Origin of the sequence: Candidatus Sodalis pierantonius str. SOPE (assembly GCF_000517405.1) — a bacterium.
GTDB lineage: Bacteria > Pseudomonadota > Gammaproteobacteria > Enterobacterales > Enterobacteriaceae > Sodalis_C > Sodalis_C pierantonii.
Genome location: NZ_CP006568.1, coordinates 3,382,387 through 3,407,076 on the forward strand (window position 1 = coordinate 3,382,387; position 24,690 = coordinate 3,407,076).

The window sequence follows — 24,690 nt, forward strand, 5'->3', positions numbered from 1 at the left end:
GGCTAAGGTGATAGAGGAAAACGGCCATCCGCCAAAGTGTACATTTGTGGGTCTTCCCCTGTTGTGGTGGCTAAGGGCATTATGATGGCAGTCTTGATTTTTGAGGAGTCTGCCATGGACGAAAAGTCCCTCTATGCCCATATCCTTAACCTGTCCGCACCGTGGCAGGTACAATCCCTTTCTCTTAATGAAAAATCTGGATCAGTGACGGTAATTGTCGGCATTGCCGAGCACACACAACTGGCCTGCCCAACCTGCGGTAAATCCTGCTCCATACATGATCACAGGCGTCCTAAATGGCGTCACCTCGATACCTGTCAGTTCACCACGCTGGTTGAGGCTGATGTCCCCCGCGTTGACTGCCCCGAGCACGGTTGCCAGACACTGCCTGTTCCCTGGGCAGGGTCAGGCAGCCGCTACACCTTGTTGTTCGAAGCCTTTGTTCTTTCATGGCTGAAAGTCAGCACCGTGGATGCTGTCAGAAAGCAGCTCAAACTCAGTTGGAATGCCGTTGACGGCATCATGATGCGCGCAGTCAAACGAGGCTTGGCCCGGATAAAACAACCCTTATCCGCCCGTCACCTCTGCGTGGATGAAGTCGGGTTCAAAAAAGGACACCAGTACGTCACCGTTATCTCTGACAGGCAGGGACGCGCTTTGCAACTGACCGACGACCGCGGTGTAGAAAGCCTTGCCAGTTATCTGCGCAGCCTGAGAGATCACCAGCTTGATGAGATAAAAACGCTGTCTATGGACATGAACATGGCCTATATCAGTGCAGCTCGCATCCATCTCCCCAATGCCGTCGATAAAATCGCTTTCAATCACTTCCATGTGGCAAAAATGTTGTGTGCCGTCGTTGATAAAACCCGTCAGGCTGAGATGAAACAGATCCCGTCGTCAGACAGGAAAGACGCCCACCGCTCACGCTATCTATGGTTTTACAGCAAACAAAATCGCCTCGGGTGCCGGGCAGAGAGGTTAGAAGTTGCCCGGTTGGTGTTACCCCAAACGAGCCAGTGCTGGGTAATGAAAGAGCTTGCTCGCGATCTGTGGCACCGCCGCTATGACAATCATAGCCGTAAGCTGTGGCAGGAATGGATGGCGATGGCTAAAGACACCGGCATACCGCTCATGGCCAGCATTGCCCGCATGGTGGCAAAACGCCTTTACGGCATTCTGAATGCAATGAAAAACCGGGTATCAAATGGGAATGCGGAGTCCCTGAACAGCAAAATACGGCTGCTCAGGATCAAGTCACGGGGCTTCAGGAACAAAGAACGTTTCAAGCTGGGCGTAATGTTCCACTATGGGAAACTAAATATGAATTTTTTAGCAATCATTTAAGGGAGTTATAAAATTTTTTTTGATGGTGATGTTGTATTCGCTCGTCATTCTCCTTTTCTTTTTCCTTTTGCCACATATTGCTGCATCCCGGATCGCTAGGGGTAAGACAATATTGAGTTTTATCAACTTGAGATTCACTTTTCTCCCAAGATAATTTTGGCGTTACCTCTGGTGACAGTGAATAGTCTTTCTTATCAGTGTCATACATCATATTCGGTGAGGTCGATGCTGCAACACCATGAAGCAGTAAGATAAATGGGGTATATGCATATTTTTTTAAGCATGACATGAACGTTATTCCTTTAAACGTAAATACGTTTGACATCCATACAGAAGTCCAAGTTCCAGCCAAAAGAATAAGTAAAGTAAAAATGCAGAACTGTCGATTGAGCCACCACAACAGGGGAAGACCCACATTTGTACATTATCATGGATGATGCTAGGCTCAGAAGCAAGATACCTTGCCATCAGGAGTTCGCTTGAGCCTGACCAGTATGTAACGCCGCGGCCTCGCGCTATTTCTCTTTTTCTTTATGCCCGGACTCTGTATGGCCTCCTGGGTAACCCGCACGCCCGCCATTCGCGACCGCCTGCACGCTTCCACCGCCGAAATGAGCATGGTGCTGTTTGGCCTATCGCTGGGCTCGATGGGCGGCATACTCAGTTCCGGCTGGCTGACCCGCCGCCTCGGTACCCGACCGGTCATTATTACCGGCATAGCGATGGTGACGGCCGCAATGCTTATCATTGCTTGCGGCGCGGCGCTCTCGCAGTCGGTGCTGGTCGCGGCCGGGCTGTTTTTCATCGGGGTCGGTATGGGCAGCGCCGAAGTGGCGATCAACATCGAAGGGGCGACCGTGGAGCGGCTGCTTGACCGCCCGGTGATGTCGATGCTGCACGGCTGCTATAGTCTGGGTACCCTGGCGGGCTCGGCGATCGGCATTGGTCTGACCGCCATGGATTTCCCTATTCAATGGCATTTACTGCTGATTGCGGGTATTGCGCTGCCGGCGGTGCCCTGGGGCTTGCGCTCAATTCCGGCCGGCACGGGTAAGGCGCAGGCAACAGTGGAAGGCCATCGGCGCAGCGGGTCGATGTTGAGAGTGATGAAAAACCGTCAGTTGTTGATGATAGGCGTCATCGTACTGGCGCTGGCGGAAGGCTCGGCCAGCGATTGGCTACCGCTATTGATGGTGGACGGGCATGGTTTCAACGCCACGTCCGGCTCGCTGATTTACGCCGGCTTTGCGCTGGCGATGACCGCCGGGCGATTTGGCGGCGGCATGTTCCAAATGCGGTTCGGGCGAGTCAATGTCGTGCGCGGCAGCGCGCTGCTGGGGGCCATGGGATTGGCGCTTATTATTTTCTCCAATAACGCGCTAGTGGCCGGCGGCGCGGTGGTGTTATGGGGACTGGGTGCCTCTCTCGGCTTTCCGCTCACGATCTCCGCCGCCGGCGACAGCGAGCATTTTGCCGCGGAGCGCGTCAGTATCGTCGCCACGCTGGGCTATGTGGCGTTTTTGGTCGGCCCGCCGCTGCTGGGTTTCCTGGGCCAGCATTTCGGCCTGCGCTCGGCGATGGTCCTGGCGCCGGCGATGCGGGAATCTTCGGCGCAAGCCACGACGCGGCCATGACGGCAGACGGCAAAAGTCACGCTGTGGCAATATAACCAATGCGACCCGCGGAATGGCGCGCGGCGTCAGCGCCTGCTAAAAAGCCTATTGGGCAGCAGCGGCGACGGTTTATGTATTGAACCGCCCTTTCACTGTGATTATGGTTACCATATTCACGTCGGCAAAAATGTCTATGCCAACGTCAATCTGGTGATCCTCGACTGCGCGCCGGTCACCCTGGGCGATAATGTCTTTATCGCGCCCAATGTTGGGATTTATACCGCAGGTCATCCGCTTGACGTGGCGCGCCGCAATCAGGGGTTAGAGTATGCTCTGCCGATCACTATCGGCAATAACGTATGGATAGGCGGCGGCGTGACTATCTTACCAGGCGTCACCATCGGCGATAATACGGTTATTGGCGCCGGCAGTGTGGTTACGCGGGACATACCGGCGTCAGTTCTGGCGTTCGGTTATCCCTGCCGAGTGTCGCGGCCGTTTAATCCGTCGTGGCTGGCCGGCGCCAAGGCGGCTTTCTGCCGACCCTCAGGGGCGCTGCGCCTGGGATCAACGCCGCCGCGGTCGTGGTTGACGGCGCCGCGGTCAGAATTGGCGCCACTGAGCTCGTGGTTGGCGCCCCCGCGGCGGGATAACGCGCCTTTCGCGCCGTGCTGCGGGGAAAGCGGTTCACCGCTTTCCGACTGACCGACAAATTGCCCGCCGCGCTGTATCGTCATACCGGCGCAGCGGCTGACGCCGTGCAGCTCGCCGTGCTCCAGGATGTCCAGCGTGGTGGCGCAACAGGTGCCTTCCACCTTGCCATCGATGATGATCTCGGGCGCCAGCAACTCCCCCTCCACCTCGCCGGCATGCATCACATGAATGGCCCCCTCTTTGGCGCGAATATTGCCGGTAATTTTGCCCCAGATATGAATATCGCCCTCAATGTCGATATCGCCGGTAAACACGGCGCTTTTGGCTATCAGCGTCGCGCGCTATTTTTCCACCCGCTGAGAAGCGCCCGCGGGCGCGGGCTCCGGCGGGAGCGGCGCTTGCGCAGGCATTTTTTTTCCAAACATCTTCCGGTTTTCCACCCTCGTTTTGACAAAATACAGGACCAACAGACCCAGTGCGGCAGATGCTGCCGCTGCGCACAACAGCGTTCTGTTCATAAGATACGCCGCCAGCGCCAGGATCCACCCCGTCCAGGCGCCATTCAGCCACAGGCCGTCCGGGTAGCGTTGTTGTGTTTTTTTGTTCATTCCCCTTGTTTCCAGCACCGCGCCGGCCCCGACGCGAATATCGCTGGCGGTCATCAATGCGGTGCGGATAAGCGTTTTCACGGCATCCCGTTGCGTCGCCAGCGCCATACTGGGCACGCCGGGATGCGCGGCCGCCATCTCCGGCAAATAAGGCAAATGGACAAAACCGCCGCGCATGGGGGCTTGCCGGCTGGCGATATAGTGGCACAGGCCGTAAAAAATCGCGTTGCAGTTATAGGTGCCGGCGGTTTGGGAAACAGAAGCGGGAATGCCCTCCCGGCGCAGCGCCTGCACCATGGCTTTAATCGGCAGCGTGGTAAAATAGCCGGCAGGCCCCTCTGGAAAAACCGGCTCATCCACCGGCTGCTGGCCGTCAAGCCTGCGCGCAACTTCCCATGAAGGATTCAGGCTTTCGCCATCAAAAGGTTCAATACCGGTTACGAGTACCACTGACATGGCTTCTTCTCCCTTATTTAGCGTTATGGCGGGATGATAGCCAAAGCGCAGGCAATTCTTGAAATGGATAAACGCTATTCCTATTATTGATGCCATGAATCTTGCCTCCGTCGATCTTAACTTGCTGGTGGTGTTTGAGGCCCTGTATGAAACGGGGAATGTCACCCTGGCCGGTAAACGGCTCAACCGCGCGCAGCCGTCGGTAAGCAATGCGCTGGGCCGCCTGCGCCTGATGTTTCAAGACGAGCTGTTTGTTCGCACCGCCGGCGGCATGGTGCCGACCGAAAAAGCGCGGACGCTGATACCGGCCATTGTCGCCATTCTTGATCAGGTGCGCGAGACCCTGGACAGAGATAGCGTATTCGATCCCGATCGGGCCCAGGGCCGACGTTTCACGCTGGCCGCCAGCGACTATGCCGATATCGTGCTGGTGCCCCATATTGTGCGTCACCTGCGCCGGCTGGCGCCCGGCATCGATTTGCGCTTGTGTTCGCTGGATCGGGAGCGCATTTACGCCCAGTTGGATAACGCGCAGGTGGATATCGCCATCGGCGGCCATTTGACGCCGCCGAAACGTATGCGGGTGGTGCCACTGTATAGCGAAGACTTCGTCTGCATCGCCGATCGCGCCACGCTACCCGCCGGATCTCGGGACGCCCCTCCCGGAACGCTAACGCTGCAAACCTATTTGCAGCGGCCCCACGCGCTGTTCGTTCCGAGCAATGACGGTTCACGGCGCGGGGTTATCGACCAGAAGCTCGCGGCCATGGGCTTATCGCGGCAACGTTCTCCCACATCGTAGCGCTGCCGCAGGCCGTAAGCGGCACCGACCTCATCGCCACGTTGGCCGGGCGAGTGGCTCGACAACTGCTTACCGATCCGCTGCGAATACTGGCTTTGCCGGCGGAACTGGCGGATACCGCTTTCAGCATTGATATGGTCAGCGGCCGCGGCGATAGCGCAAGCCGATGGCTAGCGCAACAACTCCTGCTGGCGGTGCGGCAAGTGCAGGCTGAGGAAAACAACCAGGGTTGAGCGGTGGCTACATGCAAAGTTAGCCCGACACGGGCTGACGGCTAACTGATGCCGCAGCAAAGCGGCGCGCATCCTGATACACTAAGGCAATAGCGCAAGATGACATCGGTTAGAAGCCGGATAGGGATCGGATAACATGAAAGAACAGGAAAAAGCGGAAATCAAACGGCTCAGCGACCGGCTGGATGCCCTGAACCATAAAGAGCCAAACGTCATTCAGCAGGGCGATCCTGAGCAATTGGCGCAGCACCATGAGGAAAAAGCGACGCTGGAAGCGGAAATTCACCGGCTGAAAAACCTGCGCGTCGCGAAGCTGAGCAAACAGACGCAGCAGCTACAAACGTTTTCATTCAGCCGGCCAATCAGCAAAAAAGAGCAGGCCGACATGGGCGCGCTGAAGAAAAAAGTTCGCGGTCTGGTGGTTGTGCACCCGATGATCGCCCTCGGCCGAGAAATGGGGCTGAAGGATGTCACCGGTTACGCCCGTAGCCCCTTTTAAGCGGCAGCTTTCCTCACCGGCATGACGACAGCGCAATGAACGATCTGCCTTACCTAAACGGTTATCCCGCCGACCTGGTCGAGCGCGTCCGCCGCCTGATGGCGCAGGACCGGCTCGGCCCTTGGCTTGAAAGCCAATATCCAACCCACCACGCTATTCAGACGGACAAAGCGCTGTACCAATACGTCAGCGAACTGAAACAGCGTTATCTGAAAAACACCGCCGCTCTCTCCAAGGTGTATTTCGATAATCGGCAGAATCCCGTTAAAGGAACGTTGGGTACCAACACCTTTGTCTCCCGTCCCCAGGGCGGCAAACTTAAAAGTAAAAACGAAATCCGCATCACCGCGTTGTTTCGCGCCGCTCCAGAGGCGTTTCTCAGGATGATCGTGATACACGAGCTGGCCCATTTAAAAGAGAAGGAGCATAACAAGTCCTTTTATCAATTATGCTGCCATATGGACCCCCGCTATCATCAATGGGAATTTGATATGCGCGTCTGGCTCACCTGGCGCGAACACGCATCATCGCGCGCCGAAGGGCAATAGCGCCGCGACGGTCATGCGTGCGTCAGCCGCACCAAAGAGAAACCATATCCCCCCTCTTTTGCCGATCCTGATCGCGCGCGGCCGCAGCCGATTTCCGGCCCGAGGTAAGCACGAGATTACCCGAAGCCAGGCGCTTAGGGCTTAGGGCTTAGGGCTTAGGGCTTAGGGAAGCAAAACCGGCACCGGGGACGGCGCCAAATGCACCCGGCGCTGCCACCGGTTCGATGATATGAAATGCGCATCGCCGCGCCCGATGACACCTGATGCTTATCACAGACCCGGTAGTATCAGACGCAAGCAACAGCGCTAATTAACGTCTGCCCCTGTTTAACGGGTACGCCAGACTTTAATTAACAACCCCGATCAATATTCCCCGACCCAGACGTTAATCGCAGGCTTATGGCGCCTGCTTCCTGAGCGATTAATATCATCAACCTTTCTCGGAAAATTATATTATCCGCCACGACTGAGATGAAAAATGTGATTATCTCTGATGGTTCATACGTGCTGAGATTAAAGCATATAATTGCCTGTTTGAGAAATATGCCCTGTGATACTTATTACCCTATTGTAATAAGTCCGGCGATACAGCTTGGTGTGAGATCACGCTTACATCATAGCGTCCAATAATATCCAGCCGCCTTCAATCTCATATTTAAAAACTGTCAATCTCATTTATTGAGGGGGGAAAATGCCATTATCTTCGATAGCACCGTCTGCTATTGCCTATCGCCGCACACATGTCGAATCTGCATCTGAAGAGAACACAACCCTGCTCGGTATGCAAACGCGCCATGCCGGCAATATTACCCTCACTAGCGCCGCAAGCGGGTCGGGCGCCAAACAACCGGAAACGACGGCGAACGAAGCCGGGCGCAGCGAGGATGCCCCGCTCTGTACCGCAACGATACCTTGGAAACAGGCGCTGACCACGGCAAGAACGGTTGCGGACAACGCTCAGAAGCAGCCGTTCACGCTTGCCGTCGCAGGCGCGAGCCCCCCACCGACACCGCTGGAACGGTACGTTTCACGCCCGGCGCGGAGAATGTGGTTATTTCATCAACGGCCTTGGGGGAAGATACGGGTGAGCCCGAATTATCCCCGGCTGAACGCCGTCTGCGAAATGTTCTCCGACCGGTGCTACGCTGCGTCCTTTCCGTGGGGATCCCCACCTGCGCCAGGGAGCTAGTACGCTTTGGCGTCCTCAGTGACCTGGGTGACGAATACCTTCCCGCGCTAAAAATAGCAGGATGTTGCGCCTCGCTACTGCCGTTCATTATCCAGAGCGGCGGACTGGGCCTTGATTATTTTCTTCAACGCTCAACCCCGACAAGCGTTTTAACGCGGGTGGCCGGGATGGTATTGGTGGCCTGGTCAAGTTATCAATTATGGGTCAGTGACCGTTTGACTGCCGTGGCGCTGGCACTGATTGCCGCTGAGTTTGTCTATGTCTTATCCAGGGATATTATCCAATTCTTTTTACTGCTGGTTGATAATAATAGCGAGCAGCTAAGCTTGAGAACGACGTTGCTTGCCGCGGGCATTTACGGGATAAATCAAATTCTGGTCGATATATTGATGAGCGTTAGCGCCGCCGCTCTGGCGAATCATACCAATATCGTGGCGGCGAATGCTATCGCGCGCCCGGTGGTCAATATTCTCGGCGAGGTGGCTGATGAACTAACCTACCGCTATATCTTGATCTTGAGGCCATGAACACGGAGGATGATGAGCTTGAAATTGGGATGCAGTGGCGACGGCGTGAAGATATCACCCTCAAAACCATCGTTATAGCATTTTTTACCACTCTGGCCGCACGGGCAACGTTATTTAGCTTAGCCTTTGGGTACGTCGAATTACTTGCCTCAGATGACATCACCGCGACATTTCTGATAGGCCTGATGTCCGTTGTAGGATATGTGCTTTTTATCGGCAATCACGCCCATAGCCCGGAGCCGGTCGCCGCGCCCGCGGAAGACGATCCTTCCGCCGCCGATGGAACGCTGCCGGCCGCCGTTGCGCTCATGCCGCTCTGACCGCGCGGCAACACACCCGCGCGGCGAACGGCTCAGGAGCGTTAGACGCGGTAAGGGAGCGAAAAGCGCGCCCTATTCGCGCTGGGCGCCGACACTGCCGCTGATGGTCAGCCCCCGCGTTTCTCGGCCAAACGACACCAGAATCGCTATCAATATCGCCACGGTTCCCGCCACCAGCGCCATGGCCAGACCGTAATTGTTACCGTGCGACTCGGCGACCGTGGCCTGCAGCGTGGCGTTCACCGACGCCAATAAATTCCCCAGTTGGTAGACAAATCCAGGCAGCACCGCGCGCGAGTTGGCGGGTACCAGTTCCGTAAGATAGCTGGGGATAACGCCCCAGGCGCCCTGCACCATAAACTGCATCAGAAACGCGCCGATGCCGATGGTGAGAGAGCTAGAGGAAAATGTACACAGCGGCAGCACCGGCAATGCCAACAATGAAGCGGTGATCATGGCTTTTTTACGGCCGATGCGTTCCGATAAAGAACCAAAGGTGATCCCCCCCAGCATGGCGGCGATGTTATAGCCGATGGCGATAAGGCTGACGGTATGGGGATCAAAACCGTGTTGTACTTTCAAGAAGGTGGGATACAGGTCCTGCTTACCGTGGCTGAAAAAGTTGAAGCAGGCCATCAATACCACCAGGTAGACGCACAGCTTCCAGTGCATGCGGATCACCGGCAATAGCGCCACGCTCTCTTTGCGCTCACGAGCCGCCAGCCACACCGGCGATTCCGGCACCTTGAAATAGATAAACGGCAGCAGCAGCACCGGCAGCGCCCCGATAAAAAACATACCGCGCCAGCCGACCAGCGCATAAAACAGTCCGTAGATAATTGATGCCAGTAAATAGCCGCCCGGGTAACCCGCCTGGAAAATACCGGACATCAGCCCGCGCGAACGATCGGGGATGGTTTCCATGGCAAGGGAGGATGCAACGCCCCAGATACCACCCATCGCGATGCCGTAGATAACCCTGAAGGCGATAAACAGCCCCAGCGTGGGCGACCAGGCCGAGAGCAGCTCAAATAATGAAAACATCAGGACATTGACCATTAATATCGGCCGGCGGCCGAATTTCTCCGCCAAACGTCCGAACAGCAGTGCCCCGATGGGCCGGACCGCCAACGTCAGCATAATGGAAATGGAAACATTGGCGATATCGGTATGAAACCAGCCAGCGAGGTCGCTGAGCACAAACACCAGAATAAAGAAATCAAAGGCATCCAGCAGGCAAAGCAGGCGAACGCCACATTGCGCTGGGTCGCGGTCCAATTGAACATAGATGTGATCCTGTGGTTCTGTAAGTAGGGTACCGGTAACGAGGCGCAGCACTATAGAGAGGCGCGATTGGCAGGACGAGAACGGCACGCTCCAAGTGTCCGGTCGTGGAACCGGTGCTGATGTCATGTTTTGGCAGTGTTATCTATTTGTTTATAACATTTAATTATTAGTCAGCTAGATGAAAGTTGTTTCAAAGCTATGCAAAGGGTAAATCTCCATGTCCCGCGTAGGACTATCCCGCCAGCGCGGACAGTCGTCAAAGGCGGATAATGAGATCGACGTCGGAAACAAAGAGGGGTACGACAAGGCATACGACACCCACGGTAGGGCGAATGATAGCTAGGGCGGGAGTGGCGTTCCCTGCGGCGGGTTATGCGCAGCATCAACAGGCCGCCGGGCAGAAGGAGGGCTTTGCCCGGCAAGCCGTTTGCCGGAAGTCACCGGCAGGCGCGCGACGGCGGCCGACATCGCCCGATAGGGGCAACAGTAGACGCGGGCGCTCCCGAGGGGTTAACGGGGGACATTGCCCACCGCGCGGATCAAATGATAGCGTTTCCTCCCGTTACCGCCACGTTGGCGCCGGAAATGTAGCTGGCTTCCTCGCTGGCCAGCATCACGTAGACCGGCGCAAGCTCCGCCGGCTGCCCTGCTCGTTTCATCGGGGTTTCGCCGCCAAACTGTTTTACCTGATCCACCGGCATCGAGGCGGGAATCAAGGGTGTCCAGATGGAGCCGGGCGCCACGGAATTGCAGCGGATGCCCTTCTCCGCCAGCGCCGTCGCCAGACTGCCAGTGAAACCGACGATGGCCGCCTTGGTGGTGGTATAGGCGACGAACATCGCTTTCGGCCTGTCGGCATTGATTGATGCGGTATTGATAATGGCGCTGCCTTTTGGCATGTGCGCCAGCGCCGCTTTGGTAATATGGAACATGGCGTAAACATTGGTTTTCATGGTGCGGTCAAACTCGTCGTCGGTAATGTCCACGACGGCTTCACGCAACTGCTGGAAAGCGGCGTTATTGACTAAAATATCGATACGGCCGAAAGATTGCATCGCCTGACGAACGATTTCCCGGCAATGCGCCGCATCGGTAATATCCCCCGCCACCAGCACCGCCTGCTGACCCGCCTCTTGCACCAAACGGGCCGTATCCTGAGCATCCTCATGCTCATCTAAATAAGCTATCACGACATCGGCTCCCTCGCGGGCATAGGCGATGGCGACCGCGCGACCAATACCGGAGTCGCCGCCGGTGATGATGGCTTTTTTGCCCGCCAGGCGTCCAGAGCCGCGGTAATGATCTTCGCCATGATCCGGGCGCGGATCCATCGCTAAAAAAGAGCCGGGGAGGGACTGTTTTTGCTCCGGCAGTGGAGGAAAGGGATAATCAGACGACATGGGGCGCCTCCTTCAATTAATAAATAGTTAATTAACTAATTAATTAAATAATGTTTGCCACATCGCTAAGCGTAGTTGAAAAAATGGCGCGGCGAGGGCCCAAAAGGGGCAGGAACATTGAAGGGGGGTTTACTACCTATTGCCATTGGCGTAGGCCGGTTGATAGCCGCATCGGCGCAACGTCATGACTGAACCGCGCCGAAGCAGGCTGACGTTCAGCTCGGTTTCTTACCTGGCGTCGGCGTCGGCTGCCCCTCGCGCCGACTCTCTTGCGCCGTGTCTTTTGCGGCTTGCGCCAGCGCGTCACGTTGTTGCTCCGTCAATTGCTCGCTTGCTTCATGCAGCTTGGCTAATCCTTCATCGATCGTCGTTTCTTCAGGCTTTTTTTCCGTCATCATAGGCCCCGATTGGCAAAAGAAAAGAAAGCGTCTGGCGCACGCCTAGCGCCCTACACTGACGGCGACGGGCGCGTTGCGGCCGACTAGACGCTACCGCTGACGTCGCTGCCGTGCAGGCGGCCGGCGACATGACTGCCGTGCGCCGCGGTCGGCTCCCGCGCTGGCGGCGCTTGATGATCAAGCTCATGCAAAATGCCGCAATGACGCGTCGCGCGCGCGGCATCACAGCGCCCGCGCAGATCGTTAAGCTCCGCTTCCAGCGCCTGCAGCTCCGCCATGCGAGTGCGGACATGTTCCAGATGCGCCTGAATCAAGCCATCAATGGCGCTACAACCGGCGTCGGGCTGACTGCGTGCCGCGAGCAGTTCACGGATTTCGTCATGGGTCATCTCCAGCGAGCGGCAACGCCGGATAAAAACCAGTTGCTCCAGGTGACGCTTGTCGTAGTGGCGGTAATTGTTGTTTTGATCGCGTATTGCCGCCGGCAGCAGCTGCTCACGCTCGTAATAACGCACCGTCTCCACGGGACAGCCGGCCAGACGGGCCAATTCGCCGATTTTCATCCAAGTCTCCCCAATAATCTATTGACCCTATAGTAGCTTCAGGGTGTTGAATTGACAACTAACGACAAGCCATCGGGAGATTGCCACTATGAACGGCAAGGAGAAATTACCCTATCGCGCCGCGACAATCACTAAGGCCCGCCCCCTGTACGCCGACGACGCCTGCTGCGGCTCGCGCACGCCGGAGGCCGGCGACACCCGCACCGCGCCCGCGAACGCCACAGCGCCCCTCGCGGCATCGCAGGCGGTGAACGGTGCCGTACGCACGCCGATCCGCATCATGCAGATGAACTGCCCTACCGAAGAGGGGATGATCCGCAAGAAATTAGCGGCAATGCCCGCGGTAACGGCGATGGGCTTTAATTTGATGCAGCGGGTACTGACGGTGGTCCACAGTCCGGACAGCCTGGACGGTATACTCACGGCAATACGGTCGCTGGGGTTTACCCCAGAGGTCGCGGCGGGCGACGCGCCGCTCGGACCCTGTACACGATTCTGTGTAAATGCCTTTTCTCAGAAGTGACCGTCCAGGCGGTCACCGAACTCGATAATAAAGCGGCTCATTGCCATGCGCCAGTCCCTCAAAGGCATTGTCCATTTCTGTGAGGCCGCCTGTATCGCCAGCCACACCACCTTTTTCACTGCGTCGTCGGTCGGGAACACCTTGCGCTTTTTGATGGCATGCCGGATCACGCTGTTTAACGACTCGATGGCGTTGGTCGTGTAGATCACCTTGCGGATGTCCGTTGGGTAGGCAAAGAACGTGGCCAGATTGGCCCAGTTTGCCTGCCAGCTTCGACTTATTTGCGGGTAGCGGATGTCCCAGGCACTGGAGAACGCTTCCAGCGCCTGCAAGCCGGCTTCTTCCGTAGGGGCCTGATAGATAGCTTTCAGGTCGCGGGTGACGGCCTTGTAGTCCTTCCAGGAGACGAACCGCAGGCTGTTGCGCACCATATGTACGATACACAGCTGGAGCCGCGCCTCCGGATACACCGCGTTAATAGCGTCAGGGAAACCTTTCAGCCCGTCTACGCAGGCGATAAGGATATCGTTCAGGCCGCGGTTTTTCAGCTCTGTCAGCACGTTCAGCCAGAACTTTGCGCCTTCATTTTCGGCCAGCCACATACCTAGCAACTCTTTCTGGCCTTCGATGTTGATGCCCAGCGCCAGGAACACAGATTTGTTGATGATGCGGCTGTCCTGCCGGACTTTTAGAACGATACAGTCAAGATAAACAATGGGATAGACTGCATCCAGAGGCCGGTTTTGCCATTCGACAACCTGCTCCATGACCGCATCGGTGACCTTTGAGACCAGCGCCGGCGAGACATCGGCGTCATACAGCTCTTTGAACGCGGCGGCGATCTCGCGGGTGGTCATCCCTTTGGCGTACAACGATAAAATCTGGTTATCCATCCCGGTAATCCGGGTCTGGTTCTTCTTCACCAGTTGCGGTTCAAAGGAACCGTCACGATCGCGCGGAGTACGCAGCGCCAGCGGGCCATCGCCAGTGGTAACGGTTTTTGTGGAATAGCCGTTGCGGGCGTTGGTCCCCGGTTTAGGCTGATTTTTATCGTAGCCGAGGTGATGGGTCATTTCGGCATTGAGAGCTGCTTCGACGCTGATTTTTTTCAGCAGCCGATCGAAGTGACTGAGATCTTCAGGGGTTTTGAGATTTTTGGCCAGTTCGTTAGCCAGAGCCTGCAACTGTTTTTCGTCCATAAATTAACCTGTTTTTGATGTTGGATTGAACATATCAAAATCAGGCAAATACACAAATTTCTAAACAGGCTCAACAATCGCCCTGATAGGGAGGAAGTCGTCACAAATTTCGGATTTATTCAACAAAGCGTCAGTCCATACCATTTTTTCACCGGCAGTTGACTGATCAGGATGCTGCTGCTTTTGTCGTAGCGATCTTCCATCACCTCCAACAGCATCGTTGCCTGCATCGGACTTATTGATTCTAGGCCCACGTCGTCCAAGATCAGTAACTCTATTTTTTCTAACTGATTAAGCTGTTTTAGATAGGTCCCGTCTACCTGACACTGGTGAAGATGGGCCAGCAACCGACCCACCCGCCAGTAACGCACGCTATATTGCTGCCGGCATGCCTGCTCACCAAGCGCACAACTGAGCCAGGTTTTGCCCGTACCTGTTGGCCCCGTGATGAGTATGCTTTTCTGATATTTCAGATATTGTCCCCCTAGCAGATCTCGCATCTGTTCCGGTGTCACTCCTCGGCTAGGGATATAGCGGATATCTTCCGGTTTTGCCTGCAAGCGCATTTGCGATTGCCGTCGCAGACGGCATATTTGGTTGTTTTTTCTATGCAAATTTTCCGCTTTTACCATCAGCGACAACCGCTCCTCGAACCCCAGCTCCCCATAACTCCCCGGGAGTTCGCGTTGCGTCTCCAACGCCTGGACCATTGCCGACAACTTCAGCTCTCGCAGAGCCATTAACAGTGTATCCATATTTATTCTCCTTAGTGATAACTGTCCGGACCTCGGAGGTTTTCGTGAACCAGCATTGATACGCCGGCTCCGTCCTGGGTGACCTCACTTTCACGACCGTGTTTCAATACGTTGGCTATGAAAAAGCGGTTAATGCACCCTTTCTCCAACGCCAGCGCGCAGGCCTTCTCCAGTCGCGTCGTCTCATAGCGCCGTTGCAGATTGAGTAGCCCCAGCACGGGGCGGTAAGCCTGCTCCGGATGGGCTTTGCTCTTTTGGATGGACTCGACCACTTTCAGTGTGCACACACCCACCGACAGCGCCCAACTGCACAGCCTTTCCGGCGTCCACTGACTCTGCCCCTTATGGTTAGCCGGCATGTGCGCCGCCTGAGTCGTGTGCCTATAGGCGTTATCGCTGCGAGGGTGCGTAGCCACGCAGACGCCCTTATGGTGGATTTGCACCAGCCGTTGGGTGGCGATGACGTCAACGCGCTCGCCAACCAGCGGATGCGGCACCGAGTACCAGTTTTTGCCGTAGTCTATGTGGTAATCAGGTCCCACTCGGGCAACGAGATACTCACTGTATTCCCATTGTGTGGGCGGTAGAGGCCCAAGAGCCGGTTTGTCCAGCAGCTCGAAGCGTTCAAGGCGACTTTGTCCGCCGTAATGACGCATCGGGCGCAAATTCAACTCATGATTGAGTTCTCGTATCACCTGGTTGAGTTCGGCCAGCGAGTAGAACCTACGTTTACGCAACCGGGCCAAAACCCAGCGTTCTACCAGCTGCACAGTTGATTCTGCCTTCGCCTTGTCTTTCGGTTTTCTCGGGCGCGCCGGTAGCACCACTGTCTCATAGTGATTTGCCAGCGCCTGGTAGCTCTGGTTTATGACCGGCTCATAGCGGTCAGGGGTGCTGACAGCGCTGCGCAGATTATCAGGTATCATCAGCTCCGGAACCCCACCCATGAAGTGCAGGCAGCGGCTATTGGCGTTGAGCCACGATGCCATGTCCTGGCCTTCGCAGGCTTCGATATACGCATAGCCTGACACGCCCATGGCAGCGACGAAGATAGCGACCTGGCGTACGCTACCGGTCGCAGGGTTGACGATAGGTACGGTGGGGCCACAGAAGTCGATGAAGAGCTTTTCGCCAGCCTTGTGCTTCATGCGCATGGAACGCCGCTGCTTCTTTTTCCAGTCACGGAACAGTGCACAAAACTGTGAGTAACCGAGGGCATCACCGCCCACGGCGGACTGATATTCTATCCAGAGCAGCTGCTTGGTCATGCCCTTGCGGCTTAACTCGGTATCGATATCAAGCCAGCTGGGTAAGGTATTGATAACTTTTCCGGATTTGCCGGGATAGAGCAGGCGGTCGAGGTCGACGGGGGACAGTTCCGCCGGCAATGGCCAGACCAGGTTAGCTACCGTGAATCGGCCGAGGATATCGTGCACGGTAGTACAGCCTATGCCGAGCGCTGCTGCGATAGTGCGATTCGAGCGACGTTGCTCGAATTTCATACGTAACACATTAATATAGACGCACATTTCCGTTCTCGCTTTCTTCTTTTTACGTGCCATGCCATGCCCCCGGAAGCTAAAAGTCTCCAGAGTATGGCGGAACAGAAGATGAGCGATCGGACAGAATCGGAATCGCTGATCGGGCGACCGGAATCAGTGATCGGATGAAATCAGAATTAGTGATCGGGTGAAATCGGAATCAGTGATCGGATGTGACCGGAACCAGCACCTGCGGCAGGGGACGATGAATATCAACGCGCTGATGAGCATCGCCGTCACCGGTGCGCTGTTGCTCGGACAATGGCCAGAGGCGGCGATGGTGATGGTGTTGTTTACCCTCGCCGAGCTGATCGAAGCCCGTTCCCTCGATCGCGCCCGCAACGCCATTGGCGGATTGTTGCAAAGCGTGCCGGCGATCGCTAGCCTGCAACAGGCGGACGGAAGCTGGCAAGAGGTAGACGTCGGCACGGTGACGGTCGGAAGCCTGTTGCGGGTCAAACCCGGTGAGCGCGTCGCCCTCGACGGGTGGGTTGAACAGGGGCAGTCCACGGTGGACCAGGCATCGATCACCAGTGAAAGCCTGCCGGTGGAAAAACGCCCGGGGGATGCGGTCTTTGCCGGTACGCTCAATCAGGCCGGTTCATTTTGCTACCGGGTTAGCGCCACCTCCGACGACACCACCCTCGCCCGTGTCATCCACGCCGTCAGCGAAGCGCAGGAAAACCGGGCGCCGACACAACGCTTTGTCGACCGCTTCGCCCGTATCTACACGCCACTGGTCCTGGTCATGGCGCTGCTGGTGGCGCTTTTACCGCCCCTATTGTTAGGCGGCGGCTGGTATGCGTGGATCTACAAAGCACTGGTGATGCTGGTGATCGCCTGCCCGTGCGCGCTGGTGATTTCCACGCCGGTCACCATCGTCAGCGGTTTGGCCGCCGCGGCACGCCAGGGTATTTTGATTAAGGGCGGCGTCTATCTGGAAAAAGGACGGCGCCTGCGTTGGCTGGCCCTCGATAAAACCAGCACCCTGACGCACTGTAAACCCGTGCTGACCGATAGCCTGACCTTCGACGCCCGGGATATCAAGGCGCTTTATCCGTTGGCGTCCGGGCTGGCTTCGCGTTCCGACCATCCCGTGTCGCAGGCCGTTGCCCAGGCGGCGGACATAGCCGGAACGCCGCCCGCCTTGGTATCCGACTTCACCGCCCTGCCCGGTCGCGGCATTACCGGCGTCATAGCGGGCGGCCAGTGGTACCTTGGCAACCGGCGGTTGGCCGATGAACTGGGGCTTGCCACCGATGAGCTTGCGCTGCGCGCCGCCGCGCTGGAACAGCAGGGCAAAACCCTCGTGATGTTGATGGGCGAAGGGCGCGTGCAGGCGTTGTTTGCGGTGGCGGATACGCTGAAATCCCACAGCCGCGACGCCATCACGCAGTTGCATCAGCTTGGCGTCAATACCCTGATGCTCAGCGGCGATAATACGCCCACCGCTAAAGCTATCGCGGCGCAGGCGGGTATCGACGAGGCATATGGCGACCTGCTGCCGGCAGATAAACTGCAAAAGATAACTCAGCTGGCAGACCGGAGCACGGTCGGCATGGTTGGCGATGGCATCAATGATGCGCCGGCGCTGGCGCGGGCGGATATTGGTTTCGCCATGGGTGCGCTGGGCAGCGATACCGCCATTGAGACCGCGGATGTCTGATGATTTGCGAAAGGTGGCGCGTTTTATCCAGCTGTCGCACGCCACCCACCGCATTCTGCGGCAAAATATTACCCTGGCGCTGGGTATTAAGACGCTGTTTTTGCTCCTCACGCTGGCGGGGGTAGGTACGATGTGGATGGCGGTATTCGCCGATGTCGGCACCAGCCTGCTTGGCCATTGGGGCACCACGCCGGGATTAAATTTCGTCTATGTCCACCTTAATCGAATCATTCGCGCGCGCGATGCCAATGTGATTTATATCTGCGGCCCCGGTCACGGCGGGCCGGGCATGGTGGCCAATACCTGGCTGGAGGGGACTTACAGCGAGAACTATCCGGCGGTGCCGCAGAACGAGGACGGTATGCGCCAGCTGTTTCGTCAATTTTCTTTTCCGGGGGGTATCCCAAGCCATGCGGCGGCGGAAACGCCGGGCTCGATCAATGAAGGGGGAGAGCTGGGATATTCCCTGGTACACGCCTATGGCGCGGTGTTCGATAACCCCGATCTGATTGCCGCCTGCGTTATCGGCGACGGCGAGGCGGAAACCGGCCCACTGGCCGCCAGTTGGCACGGCAACAAATTCATCAATCCGGCGCGTGATGGCGCGGTGCTGCCGATCCTGCATCTTAACGGCTATAAAATCGCTAATCCGACCCTACTGGCACGCTGTAGCGACGACGATCTCAACCGGCTGTTCAGCGGTTACGGCTATCAGCCTATTTTTGTCGCCGGGGATGAGCCGATGCCCATGCATGAACAGATGGCCGCCGCGCTGGATAAAGCGTTTGATATTATCCAGGAAATTCAGAAGACGGCCCGCCAGGGCAGCGCGCCGCAGGGCGTTCCCCATTGGCCGCTTATCCTCCTGCGCAGCCCCAAAGGCTGGACCGGTCCGAAAGAGGTGGACGGGAAGAAAGACCGAAGGTTTCTGGCGGGCCCATCAGGTGCCGGTTGCGGGCTGTCGCGACGATGACGGTCATCGGCAAATTCTGGCGCAATGGCTGCAAAGCTATCAACCCGAAACCTTGTTCGATAGCGATGGCCGGCTTCGGCCGGAGCTACAGCAGTTGGCTCCAGAGGGTAACCGCCGCATGGGCGCCAATCCCTATGCCAACGGCGGCCTGCTGCGCCGGGAATTGATTGTGCCGCCAATCGCCGATTATGAGGTCGCGATCCCCCGCCGCGGCGAAACACAGGCCCAATCCACCGCCGTGTTTGGCGACTATTTACGGGACGTGTTCACTCTTAACTCTGAACGCCGCCACTTTCGTCTATTCGGCCCGGACGAAACCGCCTCAAACCGCCTCAGCAGCGTCTTTGACGCCACCGACCGGGTGTGGATGGAGAAAATCGAGTCCTTTGATGAGTCGCTGTCGCAAGAGGGGCGGGTGATGGAGGTTCTCAGCGAGCATCTTTGTCAGGGCTGGCTGGAGGGCTACTTGCTCACCGGCCGCCATGGTCTGTTCACCTGTTACGAAGCCTTCATCCATATCGTCGATTCCATGTTCAACCAACATGCCAAATGGCTGAAGGTTGCGCGCGGCCTGCCCTGGCGTAAGTCGGTGTCGTCCCTTAACTATTTGCTCTCCTCCCATGTTTGGCGTCAGGATCATAACGGCTACAGCCATCAGGATCCGGGGTTTGTCGATCTGGTCGCCAATAAAAAAGCGGATATCGTGCGCATTTATCTGCCGCCGGACGCCAATACCCTGCTGTGGGTCGGCGATCACTACCTGAATACCTTTGACCGGATCAATGTTATCGTCGCCGGCAAGCAACCGGCACCGCAATGGCTCACGTGGGAGGAGGCCGCAGCGCACTGCAAGGCCGGCCTGGGTATTTGGCCGTGGGCGGGGAATGAAAACGGCGGCGATGGGCCGGACGTTGTGATAGCCTGCGCCGGCGACGTGCCGACCATGGAAACCCTGGCGGCGGTGGATCTACTGCGTCAAGCGTTGCCCAGCCTTATCATTCGCGTCGTCAACGTGGTGGATTTACTGGGTCTGCAATCGAAACAGCAGCATCCCCACGGCCACACCGACGCCTTTTTCGATGACATTTTTACGCCGGATCGCCCGGTGATCTTCACCTATCACGGTTATCCCTATTTGATTCACCGCCTGACCTATAAGCGCCAGAATCATGCCAATTTCCACGTGCGCGGTTTCATGGAAGAAGGGACAACCACGACGCCGTTCGACATGACGGTGCTCAACGAAGTCGATCGCTTCCATTTGGTGATAGAGGCCATTGAGCGGGTGCCGGGGTTGCAGCAAACGCCGGCGGCGGCCGCGGCGCTCGCGCTATTTCGCCGCAAGCTTGATGAGCACTATCACTATGTGTGCGCCCACGGCGACGATATGCCGGAAGTCCGCGACTGGCGCTGGCAGGCGAGAAGCTGACCCAAGCGGGGGCGGCCGCCAAATCGTCGGCATGCGTAAACGCGCTACAGCAGCCATTCGATGGGCAGGCGGGACCACGGCGATCATCTTGCGCTTGAGCCACCCGGTGCCCGGCTCGTGGTAGTGGCGCACCTCGCGGCCGTCTTTGCGCTCAAGTCAGCACAGCCGTCCCGCCTCATCCAGCGTAACCGCATAGGCGCTGTCCGGCACCTCCTCATCGAAAGCGCGGTCGACGGCCTGCGCCAGCACGGGGTCATCAATGACGAACCCCATCTCCGTGTTCAGCCGCGCCGAGCGTGGGTCAAAATTAAATGACCCGACAAAGACCTGCTGGTCGTCCAGGGCAAAGGTTTTCGCATGCAGACTCGAGCCGGAGCTGCCGGCGCATTTCATACAACATCACTCCAGCTTCAAGCAACGCCCGCCGGCGTCGGGCGTAGCCTGCATGCACTGCCGCGACATCGGTGGCTTACAGCGCTTTGGTCAGCACCCGTACCTGAACGTCCTGACGAACCTTCGCCGCAAACAAACTCACGCCGGCGCCGGTGGGCACAAAATAGGGCGAAACCAAATCGAGGCGGCGCACCGGGTTGCCCATGACCTGTTTTAGCCGGTAAATCATCAATTCCTGTGAGGCCAGCTCCCGTCGTCCCTTATCGGGATCGTCGCTAACCATGGTGACCGTGCTCCAACGCATCGGCAGCGTATATCGTCGGCCAGCTGATTGAATATCGCACAGTCCGCCAGCCCCTGTATCCGCCAGCCCCTGTAGATAGCGGCGGGCCTGTGGCGCCTGCGCGGCAAGGGTCGCCCGCTCCACTTCAAACCGCAGCGCTTTCAGGCTGCCGCTGGGCAATACGCGGTCCAGCGCCACCGCCGAGGCGCAGGACCAATAGCGGTCGAAATCCCGCGACACGTCCGGCACCACCGCGCCCACCGCCAGGACATCCATATCGGTGAAATGGATACCGCTGGTAGCGCCGAAGTATTTATCGCCGATGTTGCGGCCGCCAACGATAGTCGCCTGATTATCGGCGGTCATGGATTTGTTGTGCATCCGACGGTTGGCGCGGCGGAAATGGGTCAAATACCCCAGAAGTTTCGGCCGTCGCACGACGAATGGGTTAAACAGACAGATTTCGATGCGTGGATGGGCATCATAGGCGGCCAATATACCGTCCAACCCGGCGGTACCGTTGTCGTCAAGCAAAAGCCGTACGCGCACCCCGCGTTCCGCCGCCTGGTAAAGCGCATGCATCAGCAGGGTACCTGTGATGTCGCCGTTCCAGATATAGTACTGCACATCCAGGGTGCGTTCGGCGGTCGCGGCCAGCAGCAGCCGGGCAACGAAAGCGCCCTCGGCGTCTTGCAGCGCAAGGATCCCGCTTTGACCGGGATGACCGGCATAGCGCGGCGTTAACAGCTGCCCCAGTCGGGTATCGGCGGTCTGCTTCTGCGCCGGCGCCAAAGACGGCTGCGGCGGGCGAAAAGCGCCCCGCCGGCCGAAGGAAAGCAGCAGACGATGCAGCGCGCGGCCGCCAGGCCTGCGCCGGCCCGCCGCCGTTCGCCGCAAAGCGGTGGCGCCGATAGGATTTTCGCCGCGGCTCATGCTGCCCCCCCGGCAGTGAAACAGAGCATGCCATGACGGCTAAGAGGGTACCGGCTCGGTGCTGCATAATAACGAAAAACCAAACAACGCTCGCCGCACATCAAAGCTGGCATCATGCTGTCGTTATCCTGAAAAGGTTATTAACTCAACTATAGCATAATGCATCATGCGCAACGCGGGACTACGACCGTACACCTGTCCGCAACAGTTCGCCAAAGGCCGGTACCGGTTGGCCGAATAAAAACCCCTGCGCTTCCCGACAGCCCTTACAGCGCAGCATCTCCGCCTACTCCAGCGTTTCCACGCCTTCGGCGATAACCCCCAGTTTGAAGCTGCTGCCGAGGTAAAGGATGGCGCACACAATGGCGGCATCGGGGGCGGAATCGCACATGGCGCGGACGAAAGTTTGGTCTATCTTCAACCGCGTCACCGGATAATCCTTCAGCATACTCAGCGAGCCGTAACCGGTCCCATAATCGTCGAAGGCGATACCGACGCCTTCGCTACGCAGCTCTTTAAGCGGCCGCAGCATATTTTCGTCGTAGCGCAGAATAATGTTTTCGGTAATTTCCAGCTCCAGCGCGTCAGCGTCGAGACCGGTTTCCGCCAAAATGCCATGAACCTGATGCACCAGGGCGCCGGTGCGAAACTGCACATTGAACAAATTCACGCCGACACGAAAATCCGCCGCCCCCTGGCGGCGCCAATCGGCGGCCTGTCGACAAGCGGTACGGATGACCCACTCCCCTACCCGCTCCGCCCAGGGCCCGGCATCCAGCGCCGGTAAAAACGCCGCCGGACCGAGCACCCCCTTCTCCGGATGATGCCAGCGCAGCAGCGCCTCCGCGCCGATGATCGCGTTGTCGGCCAGCCGCATCTGCGGCTGGTAATACAGCTCGAACTCCCCCTGCTGGTAGGCGCGCACCAGTTGTGACTGATAAGATCGTCTGGCCTGGGAAAGCGCCCGTAACGCAGGGGTAAAGAACCGCCGGCAGTGCCGGCCTTCGGCCTTGGCCTGATACAGCGCCAGATCGGCGCTGGTGAGCAATTCCTGCATCGTCGCGCCGTGCAGGGGAAACAGCACAATGCCGATACTGGCGCTGATCGTCACCACCTGGCCGTCAACGGTGGTCGTGTGCGAGATGTCATCGATAATTTGGTCAGCTATCTCTTCCGCCCGGCGGGCGTCATCCAACCCCGGCAGCAGCAGCGCAAACTCATCGCCACCCATGCGCGCCACGGTATCGCCCGAACGTACCGCCGCCTGAAGTTTCAGTGCTACCGCCACCAATAGCGCATCGCCGCCGTCGTGACCCAGGCTATCGTTAACATCCTTAAAACCATCCAGACCCACCAGCATAATGATGGCGGCTTTTTCATCCCGCAGCGCCTGTTCGAGGCTGGAAGACAGTTGCGTCCGGTTCGCCAGGCCGGTCAGATAGTCCATATGCGTCAGGCGGAACAGACGCTCTTCATTCTGCCGCCGTTCGGTAATATCATACAGAATGGCGCCAAAGCTGACGTCATGGCCCTCCATCCATAACGAAACGGACAATTCCACCGGGATCATGCGATCGCCGGCGGCGCGCACCGAGAGCTCAAGCGTTCCCCCTTCGCTGTGCGCTTCCTGACGCGCGGCCAGCTGCGTCAGGCTGGCCACCACCGCATTCGGCAACAGCATGGCGAGGGGATGGCCCAAGATTTGCTGCCGCGTATAGCCGAACAGCTTGACGGCGGCATTGTTCCAAAAAGTGATATGCGTTTGATGATCCACGCAGATGATCGCGTCGGGCGAGGTACGGGCGATGTTTTCAAAACGGCTCTTACTGGCCGCGCGCGCCAGTTCCAGGCGGCGCATCTCCAACTTATCCATGACCAGCGCCGCCAGATCTCGCAGATTGCGGCGATCGCTTTCGCTCAACCCCATGCGCGGCGTCCGGTCGATAATGAATAACGTGCCGAGCGCGTAACCGGTCTGGCTGCGCAGCGGCATGCCGGCATAAAAGCGGACATGCGGATCGCCCGTTACCAGCGGATTATCGGCAAAGCGGGTATCTTGCCGGGCATCCGGGATCACCATCATGTCCTGCTGGCGAATGGCGTGGGCGCAAAAGGAGAGCTCGCGCCCCGTCTCGCACACGCTCACGTCGACGCTGGCGGCGAACAGTTGCCGGTCCGCCTCTAAGAGCGAAATCAATACGATCGGCACATTGAAGATATTGGCCGTGAGATGAATGATACGATCCAGGCTGGTTTCCGTCAGGGCGGAATGAACGCCATATTCTTCCAGGATGGCAAGGCGATGCTACTCCTCCGGGTCTAGCGGGGATTGACTCATGGTTGCCTCTCACAATGCTTCGCTGCCATAGCGCCTTTGTCCACCGTCTCTTCCCTGGCGCCGTTAGCCCGACGCAGTGAGACTTTCTCTCCCTTTACACCCGCGTGCCTCGGGTAGCTACCGAAGGGGCCGGGTTCACAGACTGACTATTGCCGCCCGCCCATCGCCCAAGTCAAACGAGCAACAGATTGCTGTGGTTTCAATTCAGTATAG

General features: G+C 57.7%; 16 protein-coding genes and 7 pseudogenes. 11 read left to right on the forward strand and 12 right to left on the reverse strand.

The features are described 5' to 3' along the window. Positions 1-114: 114 nt before the first annotated feature. Positions 115-1,347 (forward strand): ISL3 family transposase, encoded by a 1,233-nt coding sequence (locus SOPEG_RS16995; RefSeq protein WP_025246253.1) that lies wholly within the window; start codon positions 115-117, stop codon positions 1,345-1,347. Here the strand turns inward: SOPEG_RS16995 and SOPEG_RS27805 are convergent. Next, positions 1,340-1,762, reverse strand: a complete 423-nt coding sequence (locus SOPEG_RS27805; RefSeq protein ID WP_148297118.1) for a hypothetical protein — start codon at positions 1,760-1,762, stop codon at positions 1,340-1,342. The two genes, SOPEG_RS16995 and SOPEG_RS27805, sit on opposite strands and share 8 nt — an antisense overlap. Positions 1,763-1,877: 115 nt before the next feature. Between SOPEG_RS27805 and SOPEG_RS17000 the strand changes: the two are divergent. Together SOPEG_RS17000 and SOPEG_RS29905 are read left to right on the forward strand one after the other, a co-directional pair. Next, positions 1,878-2,981, forward strand: a pseudogene (locus tag SOPEG_RS17000) (MFS transporter); the annotation flags it as partial. Between the two features lie 12 nt (positions 2,982-2,993). Continuing rightward, positions 2,994-3,392, forward strand: a pseudogene (locus tag SOPEG_RS29905) (sugar O-acetyltransferase); the annotation flags it as partial. 41 nt (positions 3,393-3,433) lie between these two features. Here the strand turns inward: SOPEG_RS29905 and SOPEG_RS29910 are convergent. Further along, positions 3,434-3,946, reverse strand: a complete 513-nt coding sequence (locus SOPEG_RS29910; protein WP_148297119.1) for a bactofilin family protein — start codon at positions 3,944-3,946, stop codon at positions 3,434-3,436. Positions 3,947-4,234: 288 nt separating this feature from the next. Beyond that, positions 4,235-4,678 (reverse strand): annotated as a pseudogene (locus tag SOPEG_RS26570) (pyroglutamyl-peptidase I family protein); the annotation flags it as partial. 94 nt (positions 4,679-4,772) lie between these two features. On the opposite strand from SOPEG_RS26570, the gene SOPEG_RS17015 reads away from it, so the two are divergent. From SOPEG_RS17015 to SOPEG_RS17035, 6 genes are all read left to right on the forward strand, one after another. Further along, the gene (locus SOPEG_RS17015) at positions 4,773-5,480 is read left to right on the forward strand and encodes a LysR family transcriptional regulator (protein WP_200867823.1); all 708 of its coding nucleotides are present in this window, start codon (positions 4,773-4,775) and stop codon (positions 5,478-5,480) included. Positions 5,481-5,533: 53 nt separating this feature from the next. Beyond that, the gene (locus tag SOPEG_RS28860) at positions 5,534-5,713 is read left to right on the forward strand and encodes a hypothetical protein (RefSeq protein ID WP_200867824.1); all 180 of its coding nucleotides are present in this window, start codon (positions 5,534-5,536) and stop codon (positions 5,711-5,713) included. 136 nt (positions 5,714-5,849) lie between these two features. Continuing rightward, positions 5,850-6,212 (forward strand): YibL family ribosome-associated protein, encoded by a 363-nt coding sequence (locus tag SOPEG_RS17020; protein WP_025246254.1) that lies wholly within the window; start codon positions 5,850-5,852, stop codon positions 6,210-6,212. A 35-nt stretch (positions 6,213-6,247) separates the two neighbouring features. Continuing rightward, entirely contained in the window at positions 6,248-6,760 is a 513-nt protein-coding gene (locus SOPEG_RS17025; RefSeq protein ID WP_025246255.1) for a YgjP-like metallopeptidase domain-containing protein, read from the forward strand. A gap of 1,158 nt (positions 6,761-7,918) precedes the next feature. Beyond that, positions 7,919-8,476, forward strand: coding sequence for a hypothetical protein (locus SOPEG_RS27810; protein WP_148297120.1), 558 nt, complete (start codon positions 7,919-7,921; stop codon positions 8,474-8,476). Further along, a complete protein-coding gene (locus tag SOPEG_RS17035) occupies positions 8,473-8,796 on the forward strand; it encodes a hypothetical protein (protein WP_025246257.1) in 324 nt (107 codons plus the stop codon). The genes SOPEG_RS27810 and SOPEG_RS17035 overlap by 4 nt, the downstream gene beginning before the upstream one ends. Before the next feature lie 72 nt (positions 8,797-8,868). Here SOPEG_RS17035 and SOPEG_RS17040 read toward each other — a convergent pair. From SOPEG_RS17040 to cadR, 4 genes and pseudogenes are all read right to left on the reverse strand, one after another. Further along, a pseudogene (locus SOPEG_RS17040) lies at positions 8,869-10,082 on the reverse strand (MFS transporter). A 540-nt stretch (positions 10,083-10,622) separates the two neighbouring features. Then, complete coding sequence (locus tag SOPEG_RS17045) at positions 10,623-11,483, reverse strand: glucose 1-dehydrogenase (RefSeq protein ID WP_025246258.1); 861 nt, start codon at positions 11,481-11,483, stop codon at positions 10,623-10,625. 215 nt (positions 11,484-11,698) lie between these two features. Further along, positions 11,699-11,878: a hypothetical protein gene (locus SOPEG_RS17050; protein WP_025246259.1), complete on the reverse strand. Its 180-nt coding sequence runs from the start codon at positions 11,876-11,878 to the stop codon at positions 11,699-11,701. A gap of 86 nt (positions 11,879-11,964) precedes the next feature. Next, the gene (cadR, locus tag SOPEG_RS17055; RefSeq protein ID WP_025246260.1) at positions 11,965-12,444 is read right to left on the reverse strand and encodes a Cd(II)/Pb(II)-responsive transcriptional regulator; all 480 of its coding nucleotides are present in this window, start codon (positions 12,442-12,444) and stop codon (positions 11,965-11,967) included. A gap of 88 nt (positions 12,445-12,532) precedes the next feature. On the opposite strand from cadR, the gene SOPEG_RS26575 reads away from it, so the two are divergent. Continuing rightward, positions 12,533-12,967, forward strand: a complete 435-nt coding sequence (locus SOPEG_RS26575) for a heavy-metal-associated domain-containing protein (protein ID WP_025246261.1) — start codon at positions 12,533-12,535, stop codon at positions 12,965-12,967. Here the strand turns inward: SOPEG_RS26575 and SOPEG_RS17065 are convergent. From SOPEG_RS17065 to istA, 3 genes and pseudogenes are all read right to left on the reverse strand, one after another. Continuing rightward, entirely contained in the window at positions 12,958-14,166 is a 1,209-nt protein-coding gene (locus SOPEG_RS17065) for an IS256-like element ISSoEn2 family transposase (protein ID WP_025244030.1), read from the reverse strand. The genes SOPEG_RS26575 and SOPEG_RS17065 overlap by 10 nt on opposite strands. 131 nt (positions 14,167-14,297) lie before the next feature. Beyond that, positions 14,298-14,921: pseudogene (istB, locus tag SOPEG_RS17070) on the reverse strand (IS21-like element ISSoEn3 family helper ATPase IstB); the annotation flags it as partial. A gap of 11 nt (positions 14,922-14,932) precedes the next feature. Next, positions 14,933-16,483, reverse strand: coding sequence for an IS21 family transposase (gene istA, locus SOPEG_RS17075; protein ID WP_081743044.1), 1,551 nt, complete (start codon positions 16,481-16,483; stop codon positions 14,933-14,935). A 169-nt stretch (positions 16,484-16,652) separates the two neighbouring features. Between istA and SOPEG_RS30280 the strand changes: the two are divergent. After that, positions 16,653-20,530 (forward strand): annotated as a pseudogene (locus SOPEG_RS30280) (phosphoketolase); the annotation flags it as partial. Positions 20,531-20,574: 44 nt separating this feature from the next. Here SOPEG_RS30280 and SOPEG_RS17090 read toward each other — a convergent pair. Together SOPEG_RS17090 and SOPEG_RS17095 are read right to left on the reverse strand one after the other, a co-directional pair. Next, positions 20,575-21,998, reverse strand: a pseudogene (locus SOPEG_RS17090) (phospholipase D family protein). Between the two features lie 427 nt (positions 21,999-22,425). Continuing rightward, positions 22,426-24,432: a putative bifunctional diguanylate cyclase/phosphodiesterase gene (locus SOPEG_RS17095; protein ID WP_335334101.1), complete on the reverse strand. Its 2,007-nt coding sequence runs from the start codon at positions 24,430-24,432 to the stop codon at positions 22,426-22,428. Positions 24,433-24,690: the final 258 nt, after the last annotated feature.

What these genes read in the sequence shown, in the direction of transcription:
- SOPEG_RS16995 (WP_025246253.1), top strand. Translation starts at nt 115, where the DNA reads ATGGACGAAAAGTCCCTCTATGCCCATATCCTTAACCTGTCCGCACCG.
- SOPEG_RS17015 (WP_200867823.1), top strand. Translation starts at nt 4,773, where the DNA reads ATGAATCTTGCCTCCGTCGATCTTAACTTGCTGGTGGTGTTTGAGGCC.
- SOPEG_RS17020 (WP_025246254.1), top strand. Translation starts at nt 5,850, where the DNA reads ATGAAAGAACAGGAAAAAGCGGAAATCAAACGGCTCAGCGACCGGCTG.
- SOPEG_RS17025 (WP_025246255.1), top strand. Translation starts at nt 6,248, where the DNA reads ATGAACGATCTGCCTTACCTAAACGGTTATCCCGCCGACCTGGTCGAG.
- SOPEG_RS17035 (WP_025246257.1), top strand. Translation starts at nt 8,473, where the DNA reads ATGAACACGGAGGATGATGAGCTTGAAATTGGGATGCAGTGGCGACGG.
- SOPEG_RS17045 (WP_025246258.1), bottom strand. Translation starts at nt 11,483, where the DNA reads ATGTCGTCTGATTATCCCTTTCCTCCACTGCCGGAGCAAAAACAGTCC.
- SOPEG_RS17050 (WP_025246259.1), bottom strand. Translation starts at nt 11,878, where the DNA reads ATGACGGAAAAAAAGCCTGAAGAAACGACGATCGATGAAGGATTAGCC.
- cadR (WP_025246260.1), bottom strand. Translation starts at nt 12,444, where the DNA reads ATGAAAATCGGCGAATTGGCCCGTCTGGCCGGCTGTCCCGTGGAGACG.
- SOPEG_RS26575 (WP_025246261.1), top strand. Translation starts at nt 12,533, where the DNA reads ATGAACGGCAAGGAGAAATTACCCTATCGCGCCGCGACAATCACTAAG.
- SOPEG_RS17065 (WP_025244030.1), bottom strand. Translation starts at nt 14,166, where the DNA reads ATGGACGAAAAACAGTTGCAGGCTCTGGCTAACGAACTGGCCAAAAAT.
- istA (WP_081743044.1), bottom strand. Translation starts at nt 16,483, where the DNA reads ATGGCACGTAAAAAGAAGAAAGCGAGAACGGAAATGTGCGTCTATATT.